The 21,911-nt window shown below is 63.4% G+C and carries 24 protein-coding genes; 11 read left to right on the top strand and 13 right to left on the bottom strand.

The annotated features are described in order from the left end of the window. The first annotated feature begins 7 nt into the window (after positions 1–7). Positions 8–712, top strand: coding sequence for a hypothetical protein (locus tag IB227_RS02110; protein WP_192286129.1), 705 nt, complete (start codon positions 8–10; stop codon positions 710–712). Positions 713–714: 2 nt separating this feature from the next. Continuing rightward, positions 715–1,122, top strand: a complete 408-nt coding sequence (locus IB227_RS02105) for a hypothetical protein (RefSeq protein ID WP_192286128.1) — start codon at positions 715–717, stop codon at positions 1,120–1,122. Between the two features lie 195 nt (positions 1,123–1,317). Here IB227_RS02105 and IB227_RS02100 read toward each other — a convergent pair whose 3' ends face one another. The 7 genes from IB227_RS02100 to IB227_RS02065 form a co-directional block, all read right to left on the bottom strand. Then, positions 1,318–1,578 carry a hypothetical protein gene (locus tag IB227_RS02100; RefSeq protein ID WP_192286127.1) on the bottom strand — a complete coding sequence of 87 codons (261 nt, stop codon included), beginning with the start codon at positions 1,576–1,578 and terminating at the stop codon, positions 1,318–1,320. An 865-nt stretch (positions 1,579–2,443) separates the two neighbouring features. Further along, entirely contained in the window at positions 2,444–2,599 is a 156-nt protein-coding gene (locus tag IB227_RS02095) for a hypothetical protein (protein ID WP_192286126.1), read from the bottom strand. 66 nt (positions 2,600–2,665) lie between these two features. Further along, on the bottom strand, positions 2,666–3,241 hold the full coding sequence (locus IB227_RS02090; protein WP_192286125.1) for a hypothetical protein: 576 nt from the start codon (positions 3,239–3,241) through the stop codon (positions 2,666–2,668). Continuing rightward, positions 3,238–3,489 carry a hypothetical protein gene (locus IB227_RS02085; protein WP_192286124.1) on the bottom strand — a complete coding sequence of 84 codons (252 nt, stop codon included), beginning with the start codon at positions 3,487–3,489 and terminating at the stop codon, positions 3,238–3,240. Before IB227_RS02085 ends, IB227_RS02090 begins: the two co-directional genes overlap by 4 nt. A 224-nt stretch (positions 3,490–3,713) precedes the next feature. Next, a complete protein-coding gene (locus tag IB227_RS02080; RefSeq protein WP_192286123.1) occupies positions 3,714–4,469 on the bottom strand; it encodes a class I SAM-dependent methyltransferase in 756 nt (251 codons plus the stop codon). Between the two features lie 957 nt (positions 4,470–5,426). Then, a complete protein-coding gene (locus tag IB227_RS02070; protein ID WP_192286121.1) occupies positions 5,427–5,873 on the bottom strand; it encodes a hypothetical protein in 447 nt (148 codons plus the stop codon). Positions 5,874–5,916: 43 nt separating this feature from the next. Then, a complete protein-coding gene (locus IB227_RS02065) occupies positions 5,917–6,414 on the bottom strand; it encodes an Arc family DNA-binding protein (RefSeq protein ID WP_192286120.1) in 498 nt (165 codons plus the stop codon). Positions 6,415–6,529: 115 nt separating this feature from the next. Here IB227_RS02065 and IB227_RS02060 point away from each other — a divergent pair, with 115 nt between their 5' ends. The 3 genes from IB227_RS02060 to IB227_RS02050 all read left to right on the top strand — a co-directional run bounded on the left by IB227_RS02060 (position 6,530) and on the right by IB227_RS02050 (position 7,549). Beyond that, positions 6,530–6,685: an Arc family DNA-binding protein gene (locus tag IB227_RS02060; RefSeq protein ID WP_192286119.1), complete on the top strand. Its 156-nt coding sequence runs from the start codon at positions 6,530–6,532 to the stop codon at positions 6,683–6,685. Continuing rightward, complete coding sequence (locus IB227_RS02055) at positions 6,682–7,185, top strand: Rha family transcriptional regulator (RefSeq protein ID WP_192286118.1); 504 nt, start codon at positions 6,682–6,684, stop codon at positions 7,183–7,185. The genes IB227_RS02060 and IB227_RS02055 overlap by 4 nt, the downstream gene beginning before the upstream one ends. Positions 7,186–7,255: 70 nt before the next feature. Further along, entirely contained in the window at positions 7,256–7,549 is a 294-nt protein-coding gene (locus IB227_RS02050; protein WP_192286117.1) for a hypothetical protein, read from the top strand. 41 nt (positions 7,550–7,590) lie between these two features. Here IB227_RS02050 and IB227_RS02045 read toward each other — a convergent pair whose 3' ends face one another. Next, positions 7,591–7,950 carry a hypothetical protein gene (locus IB227_RS02045; RefSeq protein WP_192286116.1) on the bottom strand — a complete coding sequence of 120 codons (360 nt, stop codon included), beginning with the start codon at positions 7,948–7,950 and terminating at the stop codon, positions 7,591–7,593. Positions 7,951–8,098: 148 nt separating this feature from the next. On the opposite strand from IB227_RS02045, the gene IB227_RS02040 reads away from it, so the two are divergent. After that, positions 8,099–8,326 carry a holin gene (locus tag IB227_RS02040; RefSeq protein WP_192286115.1) on the top strand — a complete coding sequence of 76 codons (228 nt, stop codon included), beginning with the start codon at positions 8,099–8,101 and terminating at the stop codon, positions 8,324–8,326. Between the two features lie 117 nt (positions 8,327–8,443). Here the strand turns inward: IB227_RS02040 and IB227_RS02035 are convergent, their stop codons facing one another. Continuing rightward, positions 8,444–8,608: a hypothetical protein gene (locus tag IB227_RS02035; protein WP_192286114.1), complete on the bottom strand. Its 165-nt coding sequence runs from the start codon at positions 8,606–8,608 to the stop codon at positions 8,444–8,446. Positions 8,609–9,073: 465 nt separating this feature from the next. On the opposite strand from IB227_RS02035, the gene IB227_RS02030 reads away from it, so the two are divergent. Continuing rightward, on the top strand, positions 9,074–9,343 hold the full coding sequence (locus tag IB227_RS02030; protein ID WP_132862954.1) for a DUF333 domain-containing protein: 270 nt from the start codon (positions 9,074–9,076) through the stop codon (positions 9,341–9,343). 213 nt (positions 9,344–9,556) lie between these two features. Here the strand turns inward: IB227_RS02030 and dxs are convergent, their stop codons facing one another. From dxs to IB227_RS02010, 4 genes are all read right to left on the bottom strand, one after another. After that, a complete protein-coding gene (gene dxs / locus IB227_RS02025) occupies positions 9,557–11,467 on the bottom strand; it encodes a 1-deoxy-D-xylulose-5-phosphate synthase (RefSeq protein ID WP_192286113.1) in 1,911 nt (636 codons plus the stop codon). A gap of 153 nt (positions 11,468–11,620) precedes the next feature. Beyond that, complete coding sequence (locus tag IB227_RS02020; RefSeq protein ID WP_132862956.1) at positions 11,621–12,286, bottom strand: HNH endonuclease; 666 nt, start codon at positions 12,284–12,286, stop codon at positions 11,621–11,623. Between the two features lie 295 nt (positions 12,287–12,581). Beyond that, positions 12,582–14,372: an acyl-CoA dehydrogenase C-terminal domain-containing protein gene (locus IB227_RS02015; protein WP_192286112.1), complete on the bottom strand. Its 1,791-nt coding sequence runs from the start codon at positions 14,370–14,372 to the stop codon at positions 12,582–12,584. A 37-nt stretch (positions 14,373–14,409) separates the two neighbouring features. Continuing rightward, positions 14,410–14,886 (bottom strand): LEA type 2 family protein, encoded by a 477-nt coding sequence (locus tag IB227_RS02010; protein WP_192286111.1) that lies wholly within the window; start codon positions 14,884–14,886, stop codon positions 14,410–14,412. 190 nt (positions 14,887–15,076) lie between these two features. On the opposite strand from IB227_RS02010, the gene IB227_RS02005 reads away from it, so the two are divergent. The 4 genes from IB227_RS02005 (at position 15,077) to IB227_RS01990 (ending at position 21,901) form a co-directional block, all read left to right on the top strand. Continuing rightward, positions 15,077–18,436 carry a TonB-dependent receptor gene (locus IB227_RS02005; RefSeq protein ID WP_192286110.1) on the top strand — a complete coding sequence of 1,120 codons (3,360 nt, stop codon included), beginning with the start codon at positions 15,077–15,079 and terminating at the stop codon, positions 18,434–18,436. A 61-nt stretch (positions 18,437–18,497) separates the two neighbouring features. Continuing rightward, complete coding sequence (locus IB227_RS02000) at positions 18,498–19,085, top strand: RNA polymerase sigma factor (protein ID WP_192286109.1); 588 nt, start codon at positions 18,498–18,500, stop codon at positions 19,083–19,085. Beyond that, positions 19,069–20,073, top strand: coding sequence for a FecR domain-containing protein (locus IB227_RS01995; RefSeq protein ID WP_192286108.1), 1,005 nt, complete (start codon positions 19,069–19,071; stop codon positions 20,071–20,073). The genes IB227_RS02000 and IB227_RS01995 overlap by 17 nt, the downstream gene beginning before the upstream one ends. Positions 20,074–20,086: 13 nt before the next feature. Beyond that, complete coding sequence (locus tag IB227_RS01990; protein ID WP_192286107.1) at positions 20,087–21,901, top strand: amidohydrolase family protein; 1,815 nt, start codon at positions 20,087–20,089, stop codon at positions 21,899–21,901. Positions 21,902–21,911 lie beyond the last annotated feature (10 nt).

Here is a 21,911-nt window from a genome sequence, read left to right as displayed (position 1 = left end):
CGTTCTGATGCGCGCGGGCTTTCAAATCAGGAACGATGACCTGAAGTTGATCATCGATGAGCGCTTCTTCAACTATGCGCTCGTGTCCAAGCACACGGTGAAGTTCAACGCAGGGAACACCGGGCCGGTGACCGGCGGCTATGGCAACCAAGCGTTGCTGTCGCTGCCGGGACTGGACCGCCCCATCGTCGCCGCGCGCAGCAGCAAGCCGTGGACGGTGATGCGAGCCCGGCCAGTCGCGGGCGGCTGGGAGTTCGGTTGGATCTCTGCACATGGCGCAGGGGCAGCGCCAACGGACGAGATCGAGGTGTTCGTGTTCGACCGACCGAAGGTGCTTGGCGGGGGCGGTGCGGGCATTCGACTGTTCGACGCCCAGGGAAGGCCGGTGTTTGATTCGCGGCAGCGGTACATGCGGGTCGTCAACTCCACCGTGCTGACAGGCACGTCGGCGGCGGGGTCGGTCGTGCTGCCGGCCGGGCAGTACGCCCAGATCGTTCCCATCCCGGCCTATCGCTGGATGGGCAACCAAGCCACCCCGTCGTCCAACTGGATGTGGGCGTGCTCCGCGAGCCTGATCACTTCCTCGGCCACGGGCTGCACGGTCGCATCCCAGAACACGGGGGAGGGCTCCTACGCGCCCTGGGCCGCGCCGGCTCCAGTGGCATCCAGCAACCAGATGCAGATCATCACTGTTGACGTTTCGGGGTATTGAGCATGAGCGAGCAGGTAATGCGGGTGACGGAAGCTGGCGACGTTGAACGTGTCTACGACGAAGCGAACCGCGATGTGCTGGTGTGCCGGCGGGCGGAAATCTTCTTCACGCCCAACGAGGATGGGTCGCCGAGCACGGCAGGAAAGGTGATCTGGCATACCCAGTGGTGGAGCTACATTGGCTCGTTCAAGCGCGGCGAGGCATTGGGTCCGCAGCTGGAGAACAGCATCGATGAGGTGCTGGGGAACAGCTACGACGTGGGCCTTTCCGATCCGCTGGCCGCCGCGGTGATCGTTGCCGGGATCAAGGCCGCCTACGTCCAGCGGGCGGCGCAGCACTTCGGGATCGGCGCGGAGCCGGAGCCGCTTCCTGACCCCGTGCCCGAGGGAACCGGTCAGACCTTGCCGTGAAGCGACGCCTCGGGCTGCACGTCAAGTTAACCAAGGTTCCCAGAGTATTGGTTCGTCATGGATGGTTCTTTAAGGGAAACCGATTCCTCTTTTGGAACGGTTCATGACGTCATGGTGCCGCGTCACTTTCAGCGGTTCCATTGCCGGGTCGCCAGCCAATCGTTGGCGGCCCGGCATTTCGCTGATGCGCAGTCGCTATCGGCGATAGCTTTCTTTCAGATGCTCAAGCTGAGCGGTAGCCCCCATCATGCTAGTGATGCGGTCCAGTACTGCCTCAATCCCGTTCCGGCGCTCCTGCTCGTTTGTGGTTCCTGCGGACTCTTTTAGTGCGCGTCTCGTTAGAATTGCCAAAGCCCTCAGCTTATCGAGGCGCGTTGTGTAGTTCCATGAGTGATTGAGCGTGGTCATCTCAAGAGCAAGATCATCGAGATCGGCTCTCGCGTCGTCATAGTTCATCAGTCTGGCCTGGAGCGGGGGTTGGGCTCGTGGCCCTACCATAGGCGCTTTCGCGAGGATTTGTGTGATTCGCTGATGCTGTCGGTAGTTGCTGGGCCTTCAGGGCGTAAAGTGCATGATGCAAATACGAGCTATGCGTGCCTTATCTCTCTTCTCGTTGTTACCCTTGATGAGGGCGCTAGTTCGACCAGTCTAATGTGTCCTTAAATGGAAGGCCCCGCAGAAGCGGGGCCTCTCTACTTTACGAAAAGAGCTACTCGGGTGGCGCCGAACTGCACCGCCGCCCCAGCTAGTTCATTGGCGACATGTATCCCTTGCCCAGTTCGCCGTGTCGCCTCATCCATAAGGGCTTGATAGATATCCCAGAAGAATGAATCTGCCTGGTGGGAAAGGTAGGCCGTGTGCAAGTTCATCCATTCTTCCTGAGTGAGGTATTGCGCGCTGTAAGCCATATGGCCTCCTGACGCTCGAAGCCCATTTTCTTTGTGATTGCGGCTGTCGGCGTGCCTCCGCGAACGAGGTGGCTGGAATTCTTCGGTGCTTCAGCTTCGCCGCGCGTAGGTGAGGATAAGCGCTTCGTCCTCTGCTGCCGCTTTTGCTGACTTGGACCATCGAATTACTGCTCCCTTGTTCTTGATCAAAGTCTCAAGCTCTGTGCAAAGGCAGTCGGCGCAGGACTGGCCGCCTGGACTGCTTCTGCCGCAGTTCTTGCATGGCGCCATCGTTGTCGTTTCTGGTGGGCGAAGCTGATAGGTAATCTTCGCCATCAGCGCCTTCGCTTTCGTTACGTTACTCACTGCTGTCCATTCCTTCGGAGCAGCTGCGCGTTCAGACGCAGCTCTCCTTCAGTCACCAGCAGGATGGCTTATTTCTGCTGGGATTTGCCGCCATCCTGAGGCTTACCTTCCTTGGTTTCCGCGTCCTTGCGGTCGTTGTCGTTCTGTTGAGGCGCACCAGGTGCGCGCTTGGTATCGCGCTCCTGCTGGCCTTGGGTGTTGGTTGTGTCGTTTACGTTGGTCATTTTCTACTCCATCGCGGTGAGGTCACCGCAGATGAAGGTTGCGCCTCGCCGTGTTAGGGGAGGGTGCTATTGAAGCCTTGGGGATGAATAGGGCTCCGTTTGATCTGATTCGTTCAGCCGATTCCAGCAGAGCTGTGCCACGTGCTTGGTGATTTCCGCGTTCAACCTGGATGTCAATGGTGGAATGCGGTGGTGCAGGGCGGCTGCCCATGAGGCTTCTGTTCCATGTGGGTCTCGCAAATAGATTTCACAGGCGAGCTTGATCACCGGGACGCACTTCTTTTCGAAGGAGTCAGAAATGAACGATCCGTGGTTGAAGCGCTCCTGCCAGTAAGAGAGCTCACTCACCACGTCCACATAATCTTTATCTCTTCTGGCGCTCATCTTCTTGATCCTCATGCAGCCATCTCGCACGGTGGCTATGCTGAAGGTGATCCTTGCGCGAAAGGTGTCATCTACGATCAGTGAGGATTCGACCGGCCTGAAGGCTTGTTCTATGTGGCCTTCTTGTTGGCTTCTTTGCTGATTTACAAGCAGCATAGTCGCTTTTGGATTGATTGATGTGACGGAGATAGGCAAGGCTAGGTGGGTGGGGGCCTTCAAAGGGAAAGCCCGGCGAAGTGCCGGGCTTTTTTTGATCAACCCACCACCAAGGTCCAGGGTATATCCGAGTCCTTGTACTTGAACCGGAACCCGTCGAAATCCACTTGGCTTGCGATCTCTCCATTCGCGTCAATCAGCGTCTTCATCTCGATCTCTGAAGCCAGTGGATGCACGATGCGGATGCCGTCGGTGGCGCCAGATCGGAGGCGTACATGCTCGCTCGACAGAACCTTCACCGGGCGACGTTCTTGACCTGGTCCTTCCAAAAACATTGCAACAGATCCCATGGTGCCAACTCCACGAAAATTGAAGTGAGGTCCCCTCCGATGTGATCGGAGATCGGGCAGGATTCTTTGCTGTCGCGAATGAAATCTGCGTCAAGCGGAACGGCTTGGGCGCATTTAGTTAGACGAATAGGCGCCTGCGGTTATGTCAATTCGTTGGGCGGCAATCTCGAGGGTACTCCGGCATGAGCAGGGCCGCTGGAGCCTAGGATTACGGCGTCGCGCTTCTAGGGGCGCCGTGCTTCAAAGCTGATAACTTGGTCACCCTTTCGGGGTGCGCGACCGCGTTGGTAGTTGCCCGACGCAACAACGTCGCTGAAGCCAGTAGCCTGCAATGCGAGGCCGAATTCCTCGACCCCCCACCAGCGCAGCTTGAATAGATCGAGCTCTGTCTCCACTAAGTTGCCGCCTTTCCAGCGCTCATAGCGAAGATGGGAAAGAGTCGTTTGAGCCACGTAGTCGGTTTCTACTCGATGATCTGTCAGCGTCAACAGTTCACCTTGCTCTGTCGTCCAGCTGCGAATTGCACCAGAAGCGCCCAGAAAGCCGTCGATTGAGTCGAGATCGAGAATTAGCTTGCCGTTCGGCAACAAATGTTCGTAGAACCGCTTCAGAGCGGCCGTTGCCGATGCTGCGTCCGTGATCAGTTGCAGCGATCCCGCCGGAATGATTATTGCAGCGAACTTCTTGTCGTATGAGAAGTCCCCAAAGCTGAATCGCATCAAGGTCCCAAGTACGTTGTGCTCTCGACAAGCGTCTCGGCAGTAGCCAAGCATTTCCTCGGAAGCATCGAACCCTTCGATGGGAAGCCCTTCTTTGAGCAGTGGCACGAGAACCCGGCCATTGCCAACCGCAGGTTCCAAGATGGGTCCTTCGCACTCGCTCAGAATCTGCTGGTAGTACTCCACATCACCGAATGACCGACCGACTGGCTTGTCCAGGTTGTAGACCCACGACGCGAGCTTTCCGTACCGATTTTCCATTTCACCCCTATAGAACTGAACTGTCGTTTGATCGCTTTTGGTCGGTCAGCATAGCCGCGACCAAGCGGAATTGGGCAGATATTGGGATGGGCCGTTTCGGTGGGCCCTTTGGCGCGACCTGGCCAGGCTGGAGAGTTGCCGCCCCGGTTGAAGTCCCTTTCACCGGTGGGCGGCGGGCCACGGCCGGATCTTGGGAGCGTCGTGGCGGGCGAAATTCTAGCCCTGGAATTCGCCAAGGCAAGCCCCAGTTGAGGGCAGATTGGCCCTCACGGCCAGCGTGTTGGAGGTGTGGTTACCTCAGCAGCGTCTGCATATCGACGACGCGAAGGACTGAATTGCGATCACACACCTTCCCGGTTGGATTGCATCCTGCCACCCACAAAAAAGCCCCGTTTCCTCGCTGTTGAGCGGAGGATAACAAGGCTTTTCGGGGGGGGGCTGTGGGAGAACCTATCACCTGCAAGGGAAGGTGCCCATAAGCAAGGTCACCACGAATTGGGTCGCGTCCTCGTGCTCGGTCTCGGGATGATCTTGACTGTGCTTGACAATAATTCGCGAAAGCTGACTAGGTGTCACGCGATCTGGCATGCAGAAGTTCGTGGAGCTCTCTCCACCAGCTGTTGATCCTGCGAGGACATAACCAGTTATTAATCCTTGGGTATAGCCGCTACAGAGACCTGCGCGCGCCATCCTGATCATGGTCTCTCCCTCTGACAGGTTCGGGGGCTCGTCCTGCCCATCCTGCATCGCAGGAAGCACGCTACATCCCTCAGCCAACTGCCCTGCAGTGGCACCACCTTTCGCCACGGCTGGTGCAGTTACCGCAAGAGATAGCGCAAGAAGCATCAAGACAGCCAACTTCCTTGAAATCACTCTCACTTCTCCTTCGAAATGGCGCCGGGAGGATAGCAGGGCTTTGGAGGGGGGCCTGTGGGGAGGCTATTGCGGCGGCCTGCCTCAAGGCTGGTTGAGCTCCTTTTCGGCCTTTTGGACCTGCAGCTCAAGGAGCCTGTCGTGCATAGGCTGAATTTTGGCCCACTTTGTGAACCCAAAGTATGCCAAGACCCCGCCTAGAAACATCCCCAAGAACAGCACCGCGACGTAGGTTCGGCGGTTTGAGACAGCAACTTCGATCCGCTTCTCGAGAACCGCTTTCACCCCCTTCGCAGCGTTCGCTGACCGAGAGTCCGAGACGGCAACTGCCCCGACTGCAACTGTCTCCTGCTGAGCAGCTAATTGCTCCTTCTCAAGCTCGTAGAAGCGATCGGCAATCGTGACCAGCTCAGCGTTCGTCGTGGCGTACGTCAGGTACAGGCCAGCAATCGCTGAAATAATGATGACGAGGCCAAAAAGAGCCTGGAACTTGTATAGGTTGTCGGTTGGTACGGGGATGTTCGGCTGCATCCTTGCTGCTCCTGGTTACTTGGTGGGCTTCTTGGGCTTGGGGTCAGTCAGCCACGGCAACGTTGATTTGACGGTCGATTACACGTCGCATGATCTCTTTTTCGTCCAGTGGCTTTCCATCTATCTCCGCCATTGCGATCTCGCCGAGCAATTCAGTGGTCAGCTCCAGCTGCTCGTGGTACGTGCGCAGCAGCCCATTGACCTTTTCCAGCCTCGCTTTGACCGTCTCCGGCTTGCCCCTTCGTTCGGTCAATGGGTCGATTTCCACCTGGTGTTCCATCAGGTCCAGCAGGCGTTCCTTGGAACGCACGAGGATTTCCGCGGTCGACATGGACACTTCCCGGTGCCCGGCCAGCGCCATGCGCCAGCGGAGCGGCTCGTCGTAACGGAAGACGGGCTCGAATGACCTTTCGAGCCTGGCCAATATCTCCGCGTTGTACGTCCTGCCTTCCTCTTTGGCCGATGCATGCAACTGTGCATGCAGTTCCGGCGGCAGCCGCAAAGCGGTCTTCACGAAGTCGATTTGGCTTTTGGGGCGCATGCACGTGCCTAGTACTGAATTGCCTCCATTGTGGAGTTGACAATGCCAAAAGTCTGCCTCTAAAGTAGAGGCATGCCTCTATCGTGGAGGCATTTCAATGAACAGAGGTGGCGTTATGGCAGATGAACAGGTCAGGAGTCAGTTCCGAATCTCGGAATCCGTGTACGCGTGGCTGAAGGAGCGGGCGAAGCGTGACCACCGATCCATCAATGGGCAGCTCAACGCCGAGCTGGAGTCCCGCATGAAGCAGGAGCAGGAGAAGGCGGCATGAGCGACTTGGTGATGCTGGCAGGTGGACAGGCGATCACTGACAGTCAGATCGTTGCGCTCCAGTTCGGAAAGCGGCATCGCAACGTGCTGCAAGCAATCAGGAACCTCGGTTGCTCGGAGCGATTCAGGGCGCTCAATTTTCAGCAGTGCTTGAAAATCAATGAGTTGGCTAACGGGAAGCCGGAGCCAGTTGTCCAGATGACAAAGGACGGGTTCCTGTTCCTCGTAATGGGATTCACGGGTGAAAGGGCAGCCGCGATGAAGGAGTCCTTTATCGATGCCTTCAACCGAATGGCCGAATTCATCCAGACACAGGCGCTCGCCAAGTTCGAGAATTGGGAGGCTGCGCGGTTGGACTACCAGAGCGACCAAGAACACGTGTCCCGTTGCGGGAAAGACCTGTCTAACTGGAAGTCGGTGAAACCGCGTCATCTGGCCCGGCTCGAAGAGCTCAACCCGCAGATCAAGCTGCCACTGGATGACGACAGCGAAGAAGACTGATCAGTAGCGGCCGAACGGGGTGCAGCAACACCCCGCCGGCCTTCCACAGACGTTCAAGCGAGGAACGACCATGGCAAGGAAGATTCTACCCCTGACCTGCGACTGCTGCGGGAAGGGCATTGAGGACATGCTGCAGATCAGCCGGAGCATGCGCGACACGCGGGCGGCCGGCTTCCGGTACGACATGTGCCTGGAATGTGCGATTGAGCTGGAAGAGGCCGAGCCGGAGGTGCGGGAACTGGCGTGCAGGCGTGCGATGGTCAATCACGCAGCCCGCTGTTCACCGGAGTTCGGCCAGTTCGTGGCGGACTGGTTCGATGTCGATCCGCCCGAAGCGCCGATGCAGTTGCCGGCAGCAGCCTGAAACGAAAAACCCCGCAATGCGGGGCTTCTTCTTGCTGTCAACTACAACTCTTCGTTTGGAGCGAGGCGCTCCGGATGTTTCACCGGTACGAATCGTAGGGTGTTGGCTCGCCATACGCCATTCACTGATCGGTCGTCGTCGTCGACGACGTTCCAATCCTTGCATCCATTGTAAATCGAGTAGTTGATGCGATAGTCGATTTGAATTTCATCCCCGTCGATATCGATATCATCAATTTCGTAATCGTCGGCGACAGCTCGGTCGTTGATCATCGAGACGTCAAGATCTAGAACTTTTCTAAGAATACCGTCGGTATTTTCGAGGTACTTCTTTAGATCATCCTCAAGGGCTTCATTTGGCCCTGATAGCTCCTGGGGTAGCTCGAGTACAAGTTCTTCCATAATGTCAGTCCTTGGGTTATGGGAAACCCGCACGGAGCACACTGTCGGAGGCCCATCCGCAGGATGGCGCAAGCGCAGGGACTTCATTATGCCCCGTTGAACCCCCTCCCTGCCCGCTCAGCATGTCCCAAACCAACCGGGACAGGGCATGAACGAGCAGACCGAAATCACCATGGCCGGCGTTGCCAAGGGGATCACCTACACCAGCGGCGCGGGCGCATTCCTCGGCGGCGTGTCGGCCAACGACATTGCTTCTTGGCTTGGCATCATTGGCGTGATCGCCGGCCTGGCCATGCAGTGGTACTTCAACCGCCGCAAGGACAAGCGCGAGACGGCCGAGCATGAAGTGCGGATGGCTGACTACCAGAGCCGCTAGCGCGGCTCGGTATCCAGGCCCTTGCTGGGCGTGGTCGCGGCCTTGTCGGTCGCCGTGGCGGCGGTCATGGTCACCCCGCTCGTGGCCAAGTGGGAGGGTGTGCGGTACGAGCTCTGCCTAGCTCTTGGGCAACAGGCTGTAGGGGAGGGCCTTCAGGAGCGCCACGAAGGCCAGGCGCGGGGTTCTGGCCAGGAGCATGATGACGACGCATACCCCCAGCCAAGCCCCCGCCGCTGCAAGCGCCCAGTCTCCCAATGTCATCGATGCGATCAGCGAACTCATGATCACCTCCGATCGGTCCAGACCCCCCTTTCGACCGGATCGTAGCACCGGCCCAGCTGGGGGGACTCGGATTAGTGCCGCTCAGGCAATTTGGTGACTGAAAAGCTACAAGCAGGCCACCTGAGTGAGGGGTACCGGGGAGCGATGGCCGCGCGGACCCGCGGACTTGACGATGAGGGCATGCACCCTATCGACCTATAACCTATTGATTCGTATAGGTAGGAAATCGGGCTTTCGTGCCTGTGTGCAGAGGGCCAGTTCCTTATATATATGAGTAGCTTAGGCGGATCAGCGCCGATGCCTGGGGGGCAGAGGGTCGTCGGTTCGAATCCGGCCGTCCGGACCAATTACTGCAATCAAGATCAAGGGCTCGCACGTGGTGCGGGCCTTTTTTCGTTGTGCACACCAGCTTTGCTAGCCTGCGCCGAGCGGGCAGTCCGGCCTGCAGCCTTCTGGGGAGCTGACATGAAACGAGGGATCCATTGCATTGCCATCCTGGTCATCGCCGGGGCGCTGTCGGCCTGCGCGGCAGGCGAGGGCACACGCGGTACGGCGGAGGTGCCACGCGTGGGCATGGCCAATCCGGCCTCGGTGCATTGCGTCGACAAGGGGGGCAAGGTCGAGATCAGGAAGAACAGCGAAGGCGGCGAGTACGGGATCTGCCATTTGCCGGACGGCACCCAGGTCGAAGAGTGGGAACTGTTCCGGCGGGACAATCCGGCGGGCAAGGACTGAGCGGGACGGCGGCGCGCCGCGGTGCCGGGTGCTGGGAATTCATCCGGGCCTGCATGGAGCGGCTGGTTTTTTTCTGCACTGCAACCGGTTCGTTGGCGTGGATGAAATCCCGGTGTGGGAATGCAGGGCGCGGCTGACCTGATTCCGGGTGAAGGGCGTTTGCCCGTGCGCAAGCCGCTCAAAAGAAAAGCCCCGCGATGCGGGGCATTTTTTTCAGCTCGCCGCGCTGAGTGGCGCGGCAGTGTCATTCAGCTTGGGCCAGCGCTTGAGCAGGGCGGCACGGATGCCGCTGGCATCAATGCCGGCTTCGGCCAGCAGGTCTTCGCGGCTGGCGTGGTGCTGGTAGCCGTCGGGCAGGCCCAGGTGCAGCATCGGCATCGTCACTGCTTCGGCATTGAGCAGCTCGGAGACACCCGAGCCGGCGCCGCCGGCGACCACGTTGTCCTCGATGGTGACGAAGCCGTCGTGGGTGCGGGCCAGTTCCAGCAGCATCGCCTTGTCCAGCGGCTTGATGAAGCGCATGTTGACCACGGACAGGCCCAGCTCGCGGCCGACCTGTTCGGCGGCCGGCACGGTAGCGCCGAAGGCGAGCAGGGCGATGCGGCTGCCGGCGTGGCGCAACTGCGCCTTGCCGATCTCCAGCGTCGACAGGTCGTTGCCGATGGCGGCGCCGGGGCCGGTGCCGCGCGGGTAGCGCACCGCAGCCGGGCCCTTGTACTGCAGGCCGGTGCTGAGCATCTGCCGGCATTCGGCTTCGTCGCCCGGGGCCATGATCAGCATGTTCGGCACGCAGCGCATGAAGCTCAGGTCGAGGTTGCCGGCATGCGTGGCACCGTCGGGGCCGACCACGCCGGCACGGTCGATGGCGAACAGCACGTCCAGGTCCTGGATGGCGACGTCATGGACCAGCTGGTCGTAGGCGCGCTGCAGGAAGGTGGAGTAGATGGCAACGACCGGCTTGGCGCCCTGGGTCGCCATGCCGGCGGCCAGCGTGACCGCGTGCTGCTCGGCGATGGCCACGTCGAAGTAGCGCTCCGGGTACTCCTTGCTGAAGCGCACCAAGCCAGAGCCTTCGCGCATCGCCGGGGTGATGCCCATCAACAGCGGTTCGGCGGCGGCGGCATCACACAGCCAGTCGCTGAAGATGTCGGTGTAGGTCGGCTTCTTCGGCGCGCCCTTGGCGGGCAGGCCCTTGCTGGGGTCGAACGGGCCGACGGCGTGGTAGCCGATCTGGTCGTCCTCGGCCGGCTCGTAGCCCTTGCCCTTGGTGGTCATGATGTGCAGCAGCTGCGGTCCCTTGGCGTCCTTCAGGCGGGCCAGGGTGGACAGCAGCAACGGCAGGTCGTGGCCGTCGATCGGGCCGGTGTAGTGGAAGCCCATCTGCTCGAAGGCGGTGGACGGCACGAACATGCCCTTCCACTGTTCCTCCCAGCGCTTGACGAAGCGCGCCGGCGGGCTGTTGCGCTTGTCGCCGAGGATCTTCTTGCCCCCTTCGCGCAGTGCGTTGAGCGTGCGGCTGGCGGTGGCGCGGCCGAGCATCTTGGTCAGCCCCCCCACCGCTTCGGAGATGGACATGTTGTTGTCGTTGAGGATGACCAGCACGTTCGGCTCGTCATCCATGCCGCCGGCGTGCGCCAGCGCCTCGAAGGCCATGCCGGCGGTCATCGCGCCATCGCCGATCACGGCCACGGCCTTGCGGGTGTCGCCCTGGCGCTGGCGCGCGATGGCCATGCCCAGCGCGGCGGAGATGGAGGTGGAGGAGTGGCCGACGCCGAAGGTGTCGTACTCGCTTTCCTCGCGCTTGGGGAACGGCGCCACGCCGTCCTTCTGCTTGACCGTGTGGATGGTGTCGCGGCGGCCGGTGAGGATCTTGTGCGGGTAGGTCTGGTGGCCCACGTCCCACACCAGCTGGTCCACCGGCGTGTTGAACAGGTAATGCAGGGCGACGGTCAGTTCGATCACGCCCAGGCCGGCCGCGAAATGCCCCCCGCTCTTGCCTACCGACTCGATCAGGTAGGCACGCAGTTCTTCGGCGACCGCGACCAGTTCGCTTTCGTCGAACCTGCGCAGGTCATCGGGAGTCTGGATGCGCGACAGGCGCGGATAGGAGGCAGAGTCGATCATTTTCGTGGCGTTTCAATCGAAACGGTATTTTCGCCGCCAAAAGGGGGTGGGGCAAGCAAACCGCAACAATTGTGAGCGTGAAATGACGAGGTTTGCCAGCAATCTGAAGTACCTGTTCAGACTGTCGATACCGAATGCGGTGTCCGGAGTGGTTCAGGCGCTGCGCTGCAGGGCCTTCTTGGGCAGCTGCGCCTTCAGGAAGGCCATCTGGTCGGCCAGGATGTTGCGGTTGGACAGGATCAGGTGTTCGATCCAGCTGGGCCGGTAGGGCACGGCCAGCAACGGCATGTTCGCCTGCTGCGGGGTGCGGTTGCTCTTGCGCGAATTGCAGTGGAAGCAGGCGGTGACGACGTTCTCCCAGGTGTCCAGCCCCCCCTTGGAGACTGGCAGCACGTGGTCGCGGGTGAGTTGCGGGCGGCTGAACTGCTGGCCGCAGTACAGGCACAGGTGCGCATCGCGCGCGAACAGCGCCGGGTTGGTCAGGTTCGGCGTCGGGTCGATGGCGCGCGAGCGGGCATGGCCGCGCGAGGCGATGATCGGGTGCAGGTCCAGGCCGCTGCGCTGGCCACTGTCGCGGTTGGTCGCCCCGTGCACGTGCAGGCAGGGGTCGCCGAGCGTCCAGGCCACCGCGTCGCGGGCGTAGAGGCAGGCGGCGTCCTGCCAGGTGATCCAGTCCAGCACGCGTCCGTGTGCATCGAGCGACAGCAATCGCACGGTACCGAGGCGGTGGAAGGAGGGGGGAAGTGAAAACCCGGCTGTCGGAGCGGAAAGGTCGGCTCCGGTATCGATCAGACTACGCGGTGTAGTGTCTGTCTCCATCGGGAAAACAGCTTATACACGAAGCGTGACAGTTTGTGTAAAGACGGGGCGGTTCCGGGGCGTGTGCTTCTTCAAACTGCGATAGAAGCGGCCCTCACCCCAACCCCTCTCCCGCATGCGGGAGAGGGGCTTTGGTTTGTCGGGGCTTTGGGCTTGCTGCGATAGTAGCGGCCCTTACCCCAACCCCTCTCCCGCGTACGGGAGAGGGGCTTTGGGCTTGCTGCGATAGAAGTGGCCCTCTCCCCAACCCCTCCCGCTTGCGGGAGAGTGGCTTTGGTTTGTCGGGGCGTTGGGTTTAGTCGCCGAAGCGTGCCGAATCCATCGCCATCAACGGGTCGGCGCCGGCTTCCATGCTGGCGGCATGGGTCAGGGTGCGCGGCAGGACGCGGGCGTAATAGAAACGCGCGGTTTCCAGCTTGGCCTGCTTGAAGCTGTCGGTGTGGCCCGAAACCTGGGCGGCGGCGACGGCACGGGCCCACCAGTAGGCCAGGGCGACGTAGCCGCTGTAGAACAGGTAGTCCCAGCTGGCCGCGCCCAGTTCTTCCGGGTTGGTGGCGGCGCGCTGCAGCACGCTGGCGGTCAGCTTGCCCCATTCCTTGGCCTTGGCGCCCAGTACCGGCAGGAACTCGGCCACGGCCGGGTTGTTGGCGTTGTCGGCGATGAACTGCTCGACCTCGGCCAGGAACAGCTTCAGGCCGGCGCCCTGCGAAACGGCGGTCTTGCGGCCGATCAGGTCCAGCGCCTGGATGCCGGTGGTGCCTTCATACAGCGTGGTGATGCGGGCGTCGCGGGCGTACTGCTCCATGCCGTGCTCGGCGATGTAGCCGTGGCCACCGAACACCTGCTGGCCGTTGTAGGTGGCTTCGATGCTCCACTCGGTCAGGCAGGCCTTGACGATCGGGGTGAGGAAGCTGACCAGCGTGTCGGCGTCGGCACGTGCCTTGTCGTCGCTGCCGTTCTGGGCGGCGTCGAGCTGGGTGTAGGCGTGGGCGGCGAGCAGGCGGCCACCTTCGGTCAGCGCCTTGGTGGTGAGCAGCATGCGGCGCACGTCGGGCTGGGCGATGATGGGGTCGGCCGGCTTGTCGGCCAGCAGCGGGCCCTTGGGCGCACGCGACTGCAGGCGCTCACGGGCATAGGCCAGCGCGCCCTGGTAGGCGCGCTCGGACTGCGCCAGGCCCTGCACGCCGACGCCGAGGCGGGCGGAGTTCATCATCACGAACATCGCCTGCAGGCCCTTGTGCGGCTGGCCGACCAGGTAGCCCTGGGCGCCGTCGAAGTTCATCACGCAGGTGGACGAGCCGTGGATGCCCATCTTGTGCTCCAGCGCGCCGCAGCGCAGGGCGTTGCGCTCGCCCTTGTTGCCGTCGCGGTCGACCTTGTACTTGGGGGTGACGAACAGCGAGATACCCTTCGGGCCCGGAGGGGCGTCGGGCAGCTTGGCCAGCACCAGGTGAACGATGTTCTCGCTCAGGTCGTGCTCGCCGGCGGTGATGAAGATCTTGGTGCCGGTGATCGAGTAGCTGCCGTCGGCATTGGGCTCGGCGCGGGTCTTGAGCAGGCCCAGGTCGGTGCCGGCGTGCGGTTCGGTCAGGCACATGGTGCCGGTCCAGTGGCCGGCCACCAGCGGCTTGAGGAAGGCTTCCTTCTGCCAGTCCTCGCCGTAATGCTTGAGGGCTTCGACCGCGCCGTGCGACAGCATCGGGAACAGGCTCCACGCCAGGTTGGCCGAGGACACCATTTCGCTCAATGCCATGCCCAGGGTCTCCGGCATGCCCTGGCCGCCGAACTCCGCTGCCGCGGTCAGGCCGGTCCAGCCACCCTCGACGAACTGTGCGTAGGCCTCCTTGAAGCCGGGGGCGGTGGTGACCTCGCCGGTGGCCTTGTCCAGCTTGCAGCCGGTCTGGTCGCCGACCGCGTTGAGCGGGGCCAGCACGCTGGCGCTGAAGCGGCCGGCTTCCTCCAGCACGGCGTCGATGACGTCGGCGCTGGCGTCTTCCAGGCCCATCGCGGCGAACAGGGATTCGGCCTTGAGCACGTCGTGCAGGGCGAAGCGAAGATCGGTAACAGGGGCTTTGTAGTTGCTCATCAGAACGGTCTCGAACGATGCAGGAAGCGGGTGGGGGTCAACGCAGGACGCCGGGCAGACCCGGTGCCTGGTTGAGGCTGTTGCGCGATTTGATGTCGAAGCTGCGCTGTTTCTTTTCTTCCGGGGTGGCGCTGATGGTGCCTTCCAGTTCATAGAACAGGGAGCGGCCGCCGGCCAGCGAATCGGCCACGACGATGCGTGCCGCCGAAGACGGTTGCAGGCGGACCTTGACCACATCGGCCGACTCCGGGCCGATCGATACGCCCGGTTGCGTGCTGAGCGTGCCGGCGGCTTCATCGCCGACCTTCATCGCCAGCGACACCGCGTCAAAGCGCATCGGCATGGAGCTGTAGTTGCGCAGGCGCAGCTCGACGTCCCAGTTGCCGTCGTTGCCGACGGTAAGCTGCTGGATGCTGGCGGCAGGTTCGGAAACGCGCTTGACCGGGCCGCCGCTGCAGGCGGCAAGCGCCAGCGCGGCCACGGTGATCAGGGCGTATGTAGGGCGAAAACGCATGCCGCGCGGTCCTCCAGTCCTAAAGATGTCCCGAAGGATACTACGGCGTATGGCAGCGTGCGCAGGGCATGGGGTGGCAAACACGGGCGACAATCGCGGCGGGGGATGGCGGAACCCGGCTCCTGGTGCATCAACACATGCAGGGGCCTGACGGCTGCCGTCTTCCGCGTCACTTTCTGGGGGTTCATCCATGCGTTCATTCAAGTTGTTGCCGCTGGCCAGCGCAATTCGCGGCGGTCTGACTCTGGCGGTGCTGTGTGCCGCTTCCCCGGCGTTCGCCGCGCCACCGCAATTCGATATCGATGCCGGCAACATCGAGGACGTACTGCCCGAATTCGCCCGCCAGGCCGGCATCCAGATCATCGCCCCGGCCCATTCAGGCAAACAGGGGCGCATCGCGGTGGGGGAACTGAAGGGGCAGATGGATACCCGGCAGGCCTTGAACCGCCTGCTCGACGGTACGGGATTGACCGTGGCCTCCGATGATGGCCGCACGATCACCCTGCGCGCGGCCACGCCGATGCTGGCGTCGCTGGGGGGCTTGGGCGCGATGTCGATGGCGCAGTCGAGCCAGGTCGAGCCGGTCGCCGCCGAAGCCGAGCCGGCGCAATCCAATGCGAACGTGAACACGCTGGACCAGATCACCGTGGTCGGCAGCCAGATCAAGGGCAGCAAGTCGGCCGCCATCCTGCCGGTGGCCACGCTGCAGACCGAACAGATCGAGGCCACCGGCGCGGTCTCCGGTGACGACCTGTACCGCTCGATCCCGCAGATGGGTGATGTCTCCTTCAGCGGTACCAATGGCGGCAACAGTTCCAACTACGCGCGTGGTGACATCGCCTCGGTCAACCTGCGCGGCCTGGGCGTGGGCAACACGCTGCTGCTGATCAACGGCCGCCGCACCGTGGTGCACCCGATGAGCCAGGCCGACGGCAACCTGGTACCGGTGCTGACCTACAACGCCAACGCGGTGCCGGTGTCCAACCTGCGCCGGGTGGAAGTGCTGCTGGACGGCGCGGCCGCCATCTACGGCACCGACGCGGTGGCCGGTGTGGTCAACAACGTGCTGCGCGACGACATGGACGGCGGCACCATCAGCGTGCAGAAGGGCTTCGGCGAAGGCACGAACCTGAGTGATGTCGGCGTCAACGGCATGTGGGGCAAGAACTCCGAGGACCTGCGCTCCAACATCACCATCGCCTTCAACTACTACAACACCACCGGCCTGAACTCACTGGACCAGGGCTGGACCAGGAACGGCAACCGGGCCGATGACTTCGCTGGCACGCCGTTCGAAGGCCTGGCCGGGGTGGACAACCGCAATACCAACAGTCCGTGGGGCAACTTCACCGCCAGCGGCCCGCGCATCTCGCGCAATGGCACCTGGTTGACCACGGCGGCCGGTGCCTTCCACGTGCAGCCGACCGCCAACAGCGGCTGTGCGGCGACCATCGGCGACGGGCTTTGCGTGCAGTCCGGCAGCAAGGCGACCTCCGGCGCCGATGCCAACCTGCGCGACAACCAGCAGTCGCAGTACCCGCTGTCGATCACCCCGGACGTGCGCCGGCTGAATCTGTTCGTCACCGGCAAGCATGATTTCGAGAACGGCATTTCGTTCTTCAGCGAAGCCGGCCTGTACGACTCGCGTGCCTACAGCCTGCAGAGCGGCGTGAACACCATCACCGCCTTGCCGATGACCGTGGCCGCCAGCAACTACTGGAACCCGTTCGGGGCGATGTACCTGCCCGATGGCTCGCTCAACCCGAACCGCCTGCAGGGGTTGAACATCGGCCCGGATGGCGTGCCGGTGACGATCACCAGCTACCGCTTCGAGCGGCCGACCCGCATCGAGGTCAACAACACCCAGGTGCGCGCGCTGGCCGGCCTGCGTGGCTTCCATTACGGCTTTGACTGGGAAAGCGCGGCGCTGTACTCCAAGGCCAAGGTCAAGGACACCCAGGACGCGGTGAGCATGTCGCTGTTCCAGCAGGCGCTGGCCAACCCGACCGCCTCGGCCTACAACCCGTTCTGTGGTGGCTGCAACGACTGGGACAAGCTGGACCAGTTCTTCTACAAGGCCAAGCGGCAGAGCCAGACCGAGCTGTTCCTGTGGGACTTCAAGGTCTCGCGCCCGGACCTGTTCAAGACCTGGGCCGGGGATGTCGGCATGGCTGCCGGTTTCGAGATCCGTCACGAAACCCAGCGCGATGACCGCGACGCGCGCGTCGATGGCTCGGTGACCTTCACCGACATGATCACCGGCGTTGCCTACCCGAGCGACATGTACGGTGTCAGCCCGACCCCGGACACCTACGGCTCGCGTACCGTGGCCGGCCTGTTCGCCGAGCTGTCGGTGCCGCTGGTGTCGCCGGAGATGAACGTGCCGCTGGTGCGTTCGCTGGACCTGCAGGTTGCCGGCCGCGCCGAGCGTTACAACGACTTCGGCAACGTCGCCAAGCCCAAGCTGGCGCTGGGCTGGCAGATGTTCGACGGGCTGACCCTGCGCGGCTCCTGGGCCAAGGGCTTCCGCGCCCCGAACCTGGAGCAGATCAATGCCACGGTGGTGAGCCGTTCGAACAACCGCACCGACTACATCCAGTGCGAGGCCGACGTGCGCACCGGCGCGCAGGCATCGATCAACGGCTGCGGCGGCTACACCTATTCCACCACCGCACGCCGCTCGGGCAACCCGGACCTCAAGCCGGAAACCTCCACCAACACCAGTGCGGGCATCGTGTTCCAGCCGCGCTTCATCCCGGAGGACTACGGCCGCTTCACCTTCGCGGTGGACTACTACAAGTACGAGCAGGAAGGCATCATCGGCCTGTTCGGCGAAGGCAACGCACTGATCCTGGACTACATCCTGCGCCAGCAGGGCGGCAGCAACGCCGCCGTGGTGCGTGCCGACCCGACCGCCGACGACATCGCGCGCTTCGCCGGTACCGGCCTGGCTGCCGCGGGCAAGGTGCTGTACGTCACCGACCAATACGTCAACCTGGAACCGCAGACCCTGCGTGGCGTGGACTACAACTTCAGCTGGAACTCACCGGAAACCCGCATCGGTCGTTTCGACCTGTCGGTCACCGGCACCCACCTGATCGAGTTCTACCGCCAGCGTTCGCCGGCGCTGCAGGCGCTGGAAGACGCCAAGGCCACCGGCCTGGTCGACCCGTCGATCCGCATCACCGGCGGTGGCGACCTGATCGGCAACGGCGGCAACCCGGAATGGAAGTGGGCCGGCACGCTGACCTGGCGTTACCAGCAGCTGTCGGTGGGTGCCACCGCGCGTTACTCCAGCTCCTACGTGGAGAATGGCCTGACCCTGGCCGACGGCACCCCGTGGACGGTGAAGTCGCAGACGTTGGCCAATGCCTTCGTCAAGTACGAGTTCGAGCGCGAAGGCTGGCTCAACGGATTGGCGGTGAAGGTCGGTGCCAACAACCTGGCCAACAAGCGCCCGCCGGTGTCCGATGACACCTACGGCTATTCCTCGGCGGTGTACCAGGCGTATCCGCGCTACTGGTACGTCAACGTCAGCAAGGCGTTCTGATGAAGGCCGTCGTGGCAGGTGCGGGCGTCCGGCAGTGGCCGGGCGTCCCGCTGGAGAAGCAATGAGCGCAGCGCAGGCAAGACAGCGTGCCTTGTGGTTGGCCGAGCACGTGTTGCCGCACGAGCCCGGCCTGCGTGACTGGCTGCAGCGACGGTTGTCGGTGCGCCAGGACGTGGACGACGTGATCCAGGAGACATACGCGATCCTGGCGGCGATGGCCGATGTGACGCACGTGCGCCAGCCGCGCGCGTACGTCTACACGGTGGCGCAATCGGTGGTGTTGCAGCAGCTGCGGCGTGCGCAGGTGGTGTCGATCGAAGCGGTGGCCGAGATCGACCGGGTGGCGGTATTGCCCGAGGAAGCCAGCCCCGAGCGCACCGCCTCCTCGCGGCAGGAGCTGGCGCGGATCGGCGCGTTGATCGACAGCCTGCCGGCCAAATGCCGCGAGGCGTTCGTACTGCGCCGGGTGGAAGGCTATTCGCAGCGCGAGATCGCGCAGCGGATGCAGATCAGCGAGAACACGGTGGAGAAACACATCTGCAAAGGCATTCGGCTATTGATGGATGCAATGAAGCGCGACGGCGACAGGACGGAGACGGGCACGGACCAGCCCGCCGCAGGAGAAACATGGCATGCGCGCAGACGTTAACGGGATTGATGACATCGCCGCAGCATGGGTGGCGCGGGAAGACCGCGCGCCGCTGACGGCAGAGGAGACGGCCAGCCTTGATGCCTGGCTGGAGGCCGACGCGCGCCATTTCGGCGCCTATGCGCGGGCACAGGCGGTGCTGGCGCGCACCGACCGTGCGCGGGCATTGTCGGCCGGTGCGATGGACCGCGCCTTCACCGCGAACGTGCCGGCCAGGCCGGCGCGGCGGATGCTGCGCTGGGCGGTGGGGTTGGTCGCGGTGGTCAGCGTGCTGGCCATCGGCGTGCAACGCCAGGACGACGGTGCCGAGTACTACTCCACGCGCAAGGGCGAAATCCTGCGGGTGCCGCTGCAGGACGGCTCGGCGATCACACTGGATTCGGATTCACAGGTGCGGGTGAGCTACAGCGATACCCGCCGCGACATCCGCCTGCTGCAGGGCGAGGCGTTGTTCGACGTGGCCAAGAACCCCGGGCGTCCGTTCGTGGTGCGTGCCGAGGAGACCGACGTGACCGCGGTGGGGACCAGCTTCGCGGTCAGCCTTACCGAACGCCGCAGCGGCGGGGTGGAGGTGCTGGTGCGCGAAGGCATTGTCGATGTCACCGACGTGCAGGGCGTGGTCGCGCCGACGCGGCTGGTGGCCAACTACCGCGCGCTGGCCAACCGCAGCCATGGCATCCGCATCGAACCGGTGCCCAGTGACGACCTGCAGCAGCAGCTGGCCTGGCGCGAGGGCATGTTGTCGTTCAACGGCGACACGCTGTCGGTGGCGGCGGCGCAGTTCCTGCGCTACAGCGACACCCGCATCGTCATCGACGACCCGCTGGTGGGCAGCCGCCGCATCGTCGGCCTGTACTCGGCCAGTGACCCACTGGGCTTCGCGCGCAGCGTGGCGCTGAGCCTGGGATTGGTGGTGGAACAACAGGGCAACGAGGTCCGCCTGCGTTCGCCGGACGCCGCGCCGCACATGGCGCGGTCAATGCAATGAAATGGGGTTGAGCATGCATAACGAGAAACGACGCGCCCGCCTGCTGGCGCTGGCGACCGCGTTGCTGCTGGGCAGTGGCCAGGCGACCGTGGTGGCCATGGCCAGTGAGACGCAGGCGTTGCTGATCCGCGACGCGATGGTGTTCGACGGCACCGGCCGGGCCGCGTATCCGGCCAGCGTGCTGGTCGAGGACGGGCGGATTGCCGCCATCGGCGACGCGCTGCAGGCGCCCAAGGGGGCACGCACGGTCAATGCGCGTGGTCAGGCGTTGTTGCCGGGGCTGTTCGACCTGCACACGCACTGGACGCCGAACGCGGTGCCGTCGGAGCTGCCGCAGGTGGCCAACCTGTACATGGCCGCGGGCGTGACCACGGTCAGTGATTTCCACGAACCGCCGGAGGCGTATGCACCGCGCCGGCAGTGGCTGTCCTCGATCGCCGCGCCGGACGTGAAGTTCGCCGCGCGCATGAGCACGCCGCTGGGACACGGTGCCGACTGGGGCGACGAGAACACCACGCGCTGGGTCAATTCACCCGAGTCCGCGCGCGCCGGTGTCCGCGCGGTGGCCGCTTACAAGCCCGATTTCATCAAGGCCTTCACCGACGGCTGGCGCTACTCCAATGCCGCCGACAACAGCAGCATGGACGAGGAAACCCTCGCTGCGCTGGTCGACGAGGCGCACAAGAATGGCCTGAAGGTGTTCACCCATACGGTGATGGTCAAGCGCGGTAAGAGCGCCGCACGCGCCGGCGTGGACGTGATCGCGCATAGCGTGCAGGACGGCCCGGTCGACCAGGAACTGATCGAACTGATGCGCACGCATGGCACCGCCTATGCGCCGTCGCTGGCGGTGTACCTGCCGGAGCGGGTGGATGGCAGCGGCCGTACCGGTGCCAAGCCGGACGTGCTGCGCCAGCGTGAGCAGAACTTCGCCAATGCCCTGCACAACGTCAAGACTTTGCATGACGCCGGCATCCCGGTGGTGGTGGGGACCGATGCCGGCATGACCGGCACGCCGCATGGTGTCTCCACGCTGCGTGAACTGGAGTTGCTGGTGGATGCCGGCCTGACGCCGGCCGAGGCGCTGCTGGCCGGCACCGCCCGGAGCGCCCGGGCACTGGGCGTGGCCGATCGTGGCACCCTCGAGGTCGGCAAACGCGCAGACCTGTTGCTGGTCAAGGGCCAGCCGTGGCAACGCATCAGCGACATCCGCAATACCGAGCAGGTCTACGTCGCCGGGCGCCAGGTGCACGGTAAGGGGAGCGTTTTGCCGGCCGGCAACCGGGCGTTGGCATTGCCGGCGCAGCCGGTGGCGGCACTGGTCGATGACTTCGAGCGCGCCGACGGCCGTACCGCGTTGGATACCCTGCGCGTGGACGAGGCCGATGGCGGCAACGACCGTACCGTGCAGGTCACCGAAGTGGTGGCGCGCGAGACCGGCGGCAATGCGCTGGCCACGCAGGCCAAGCTGTCCAGCAAGGACACGGCGTTCGCCGCGGTGATCCTGCCGCTGAGTCGCGGCTCGGTGGCGCCGGTGGACGCGCGTGCCTATCACGGCGTGCGCTTCGAGTTGCGCGGCTCGTCACCGGAACTTCGCCTGGAGGTGCGGGCGCTGGGCAACCGTCGCTTCATCGCGCCGTTGCAGGCCCAATCGCAATGGCGCACGGTCGAGGTGCCATTCAGTGCCCTGCAGGGCCAGCCACCTTATCGGGCCACTGCACCCATCGCGCAGTGGAAAGGGGACGACCTGCAGCAACTGGTGTTCTCCGCCGGTGGTGCTCCGGGCAGCAAGGTCTGGTTCGAGATCGACAACGTGACTTTCTACTGATGCGGCGGTG

The sequence above is a fragment of the Stenotrophomonas sp. STM01 genome, assembly GCF_014852135.1.
Classification (GTDB): domain Bacteria; phylum Pseudomonadota; class Gammaproteobacteria; order Xanthomonadales; family Xanthomonadaceae; genus Stenotrophomonas; species Stenotrophomonas capsici.
Note: the sequence above shows the minus strand (reverse complement) of the source record. Positions and strands in the feature narration are given on the sequence as shown.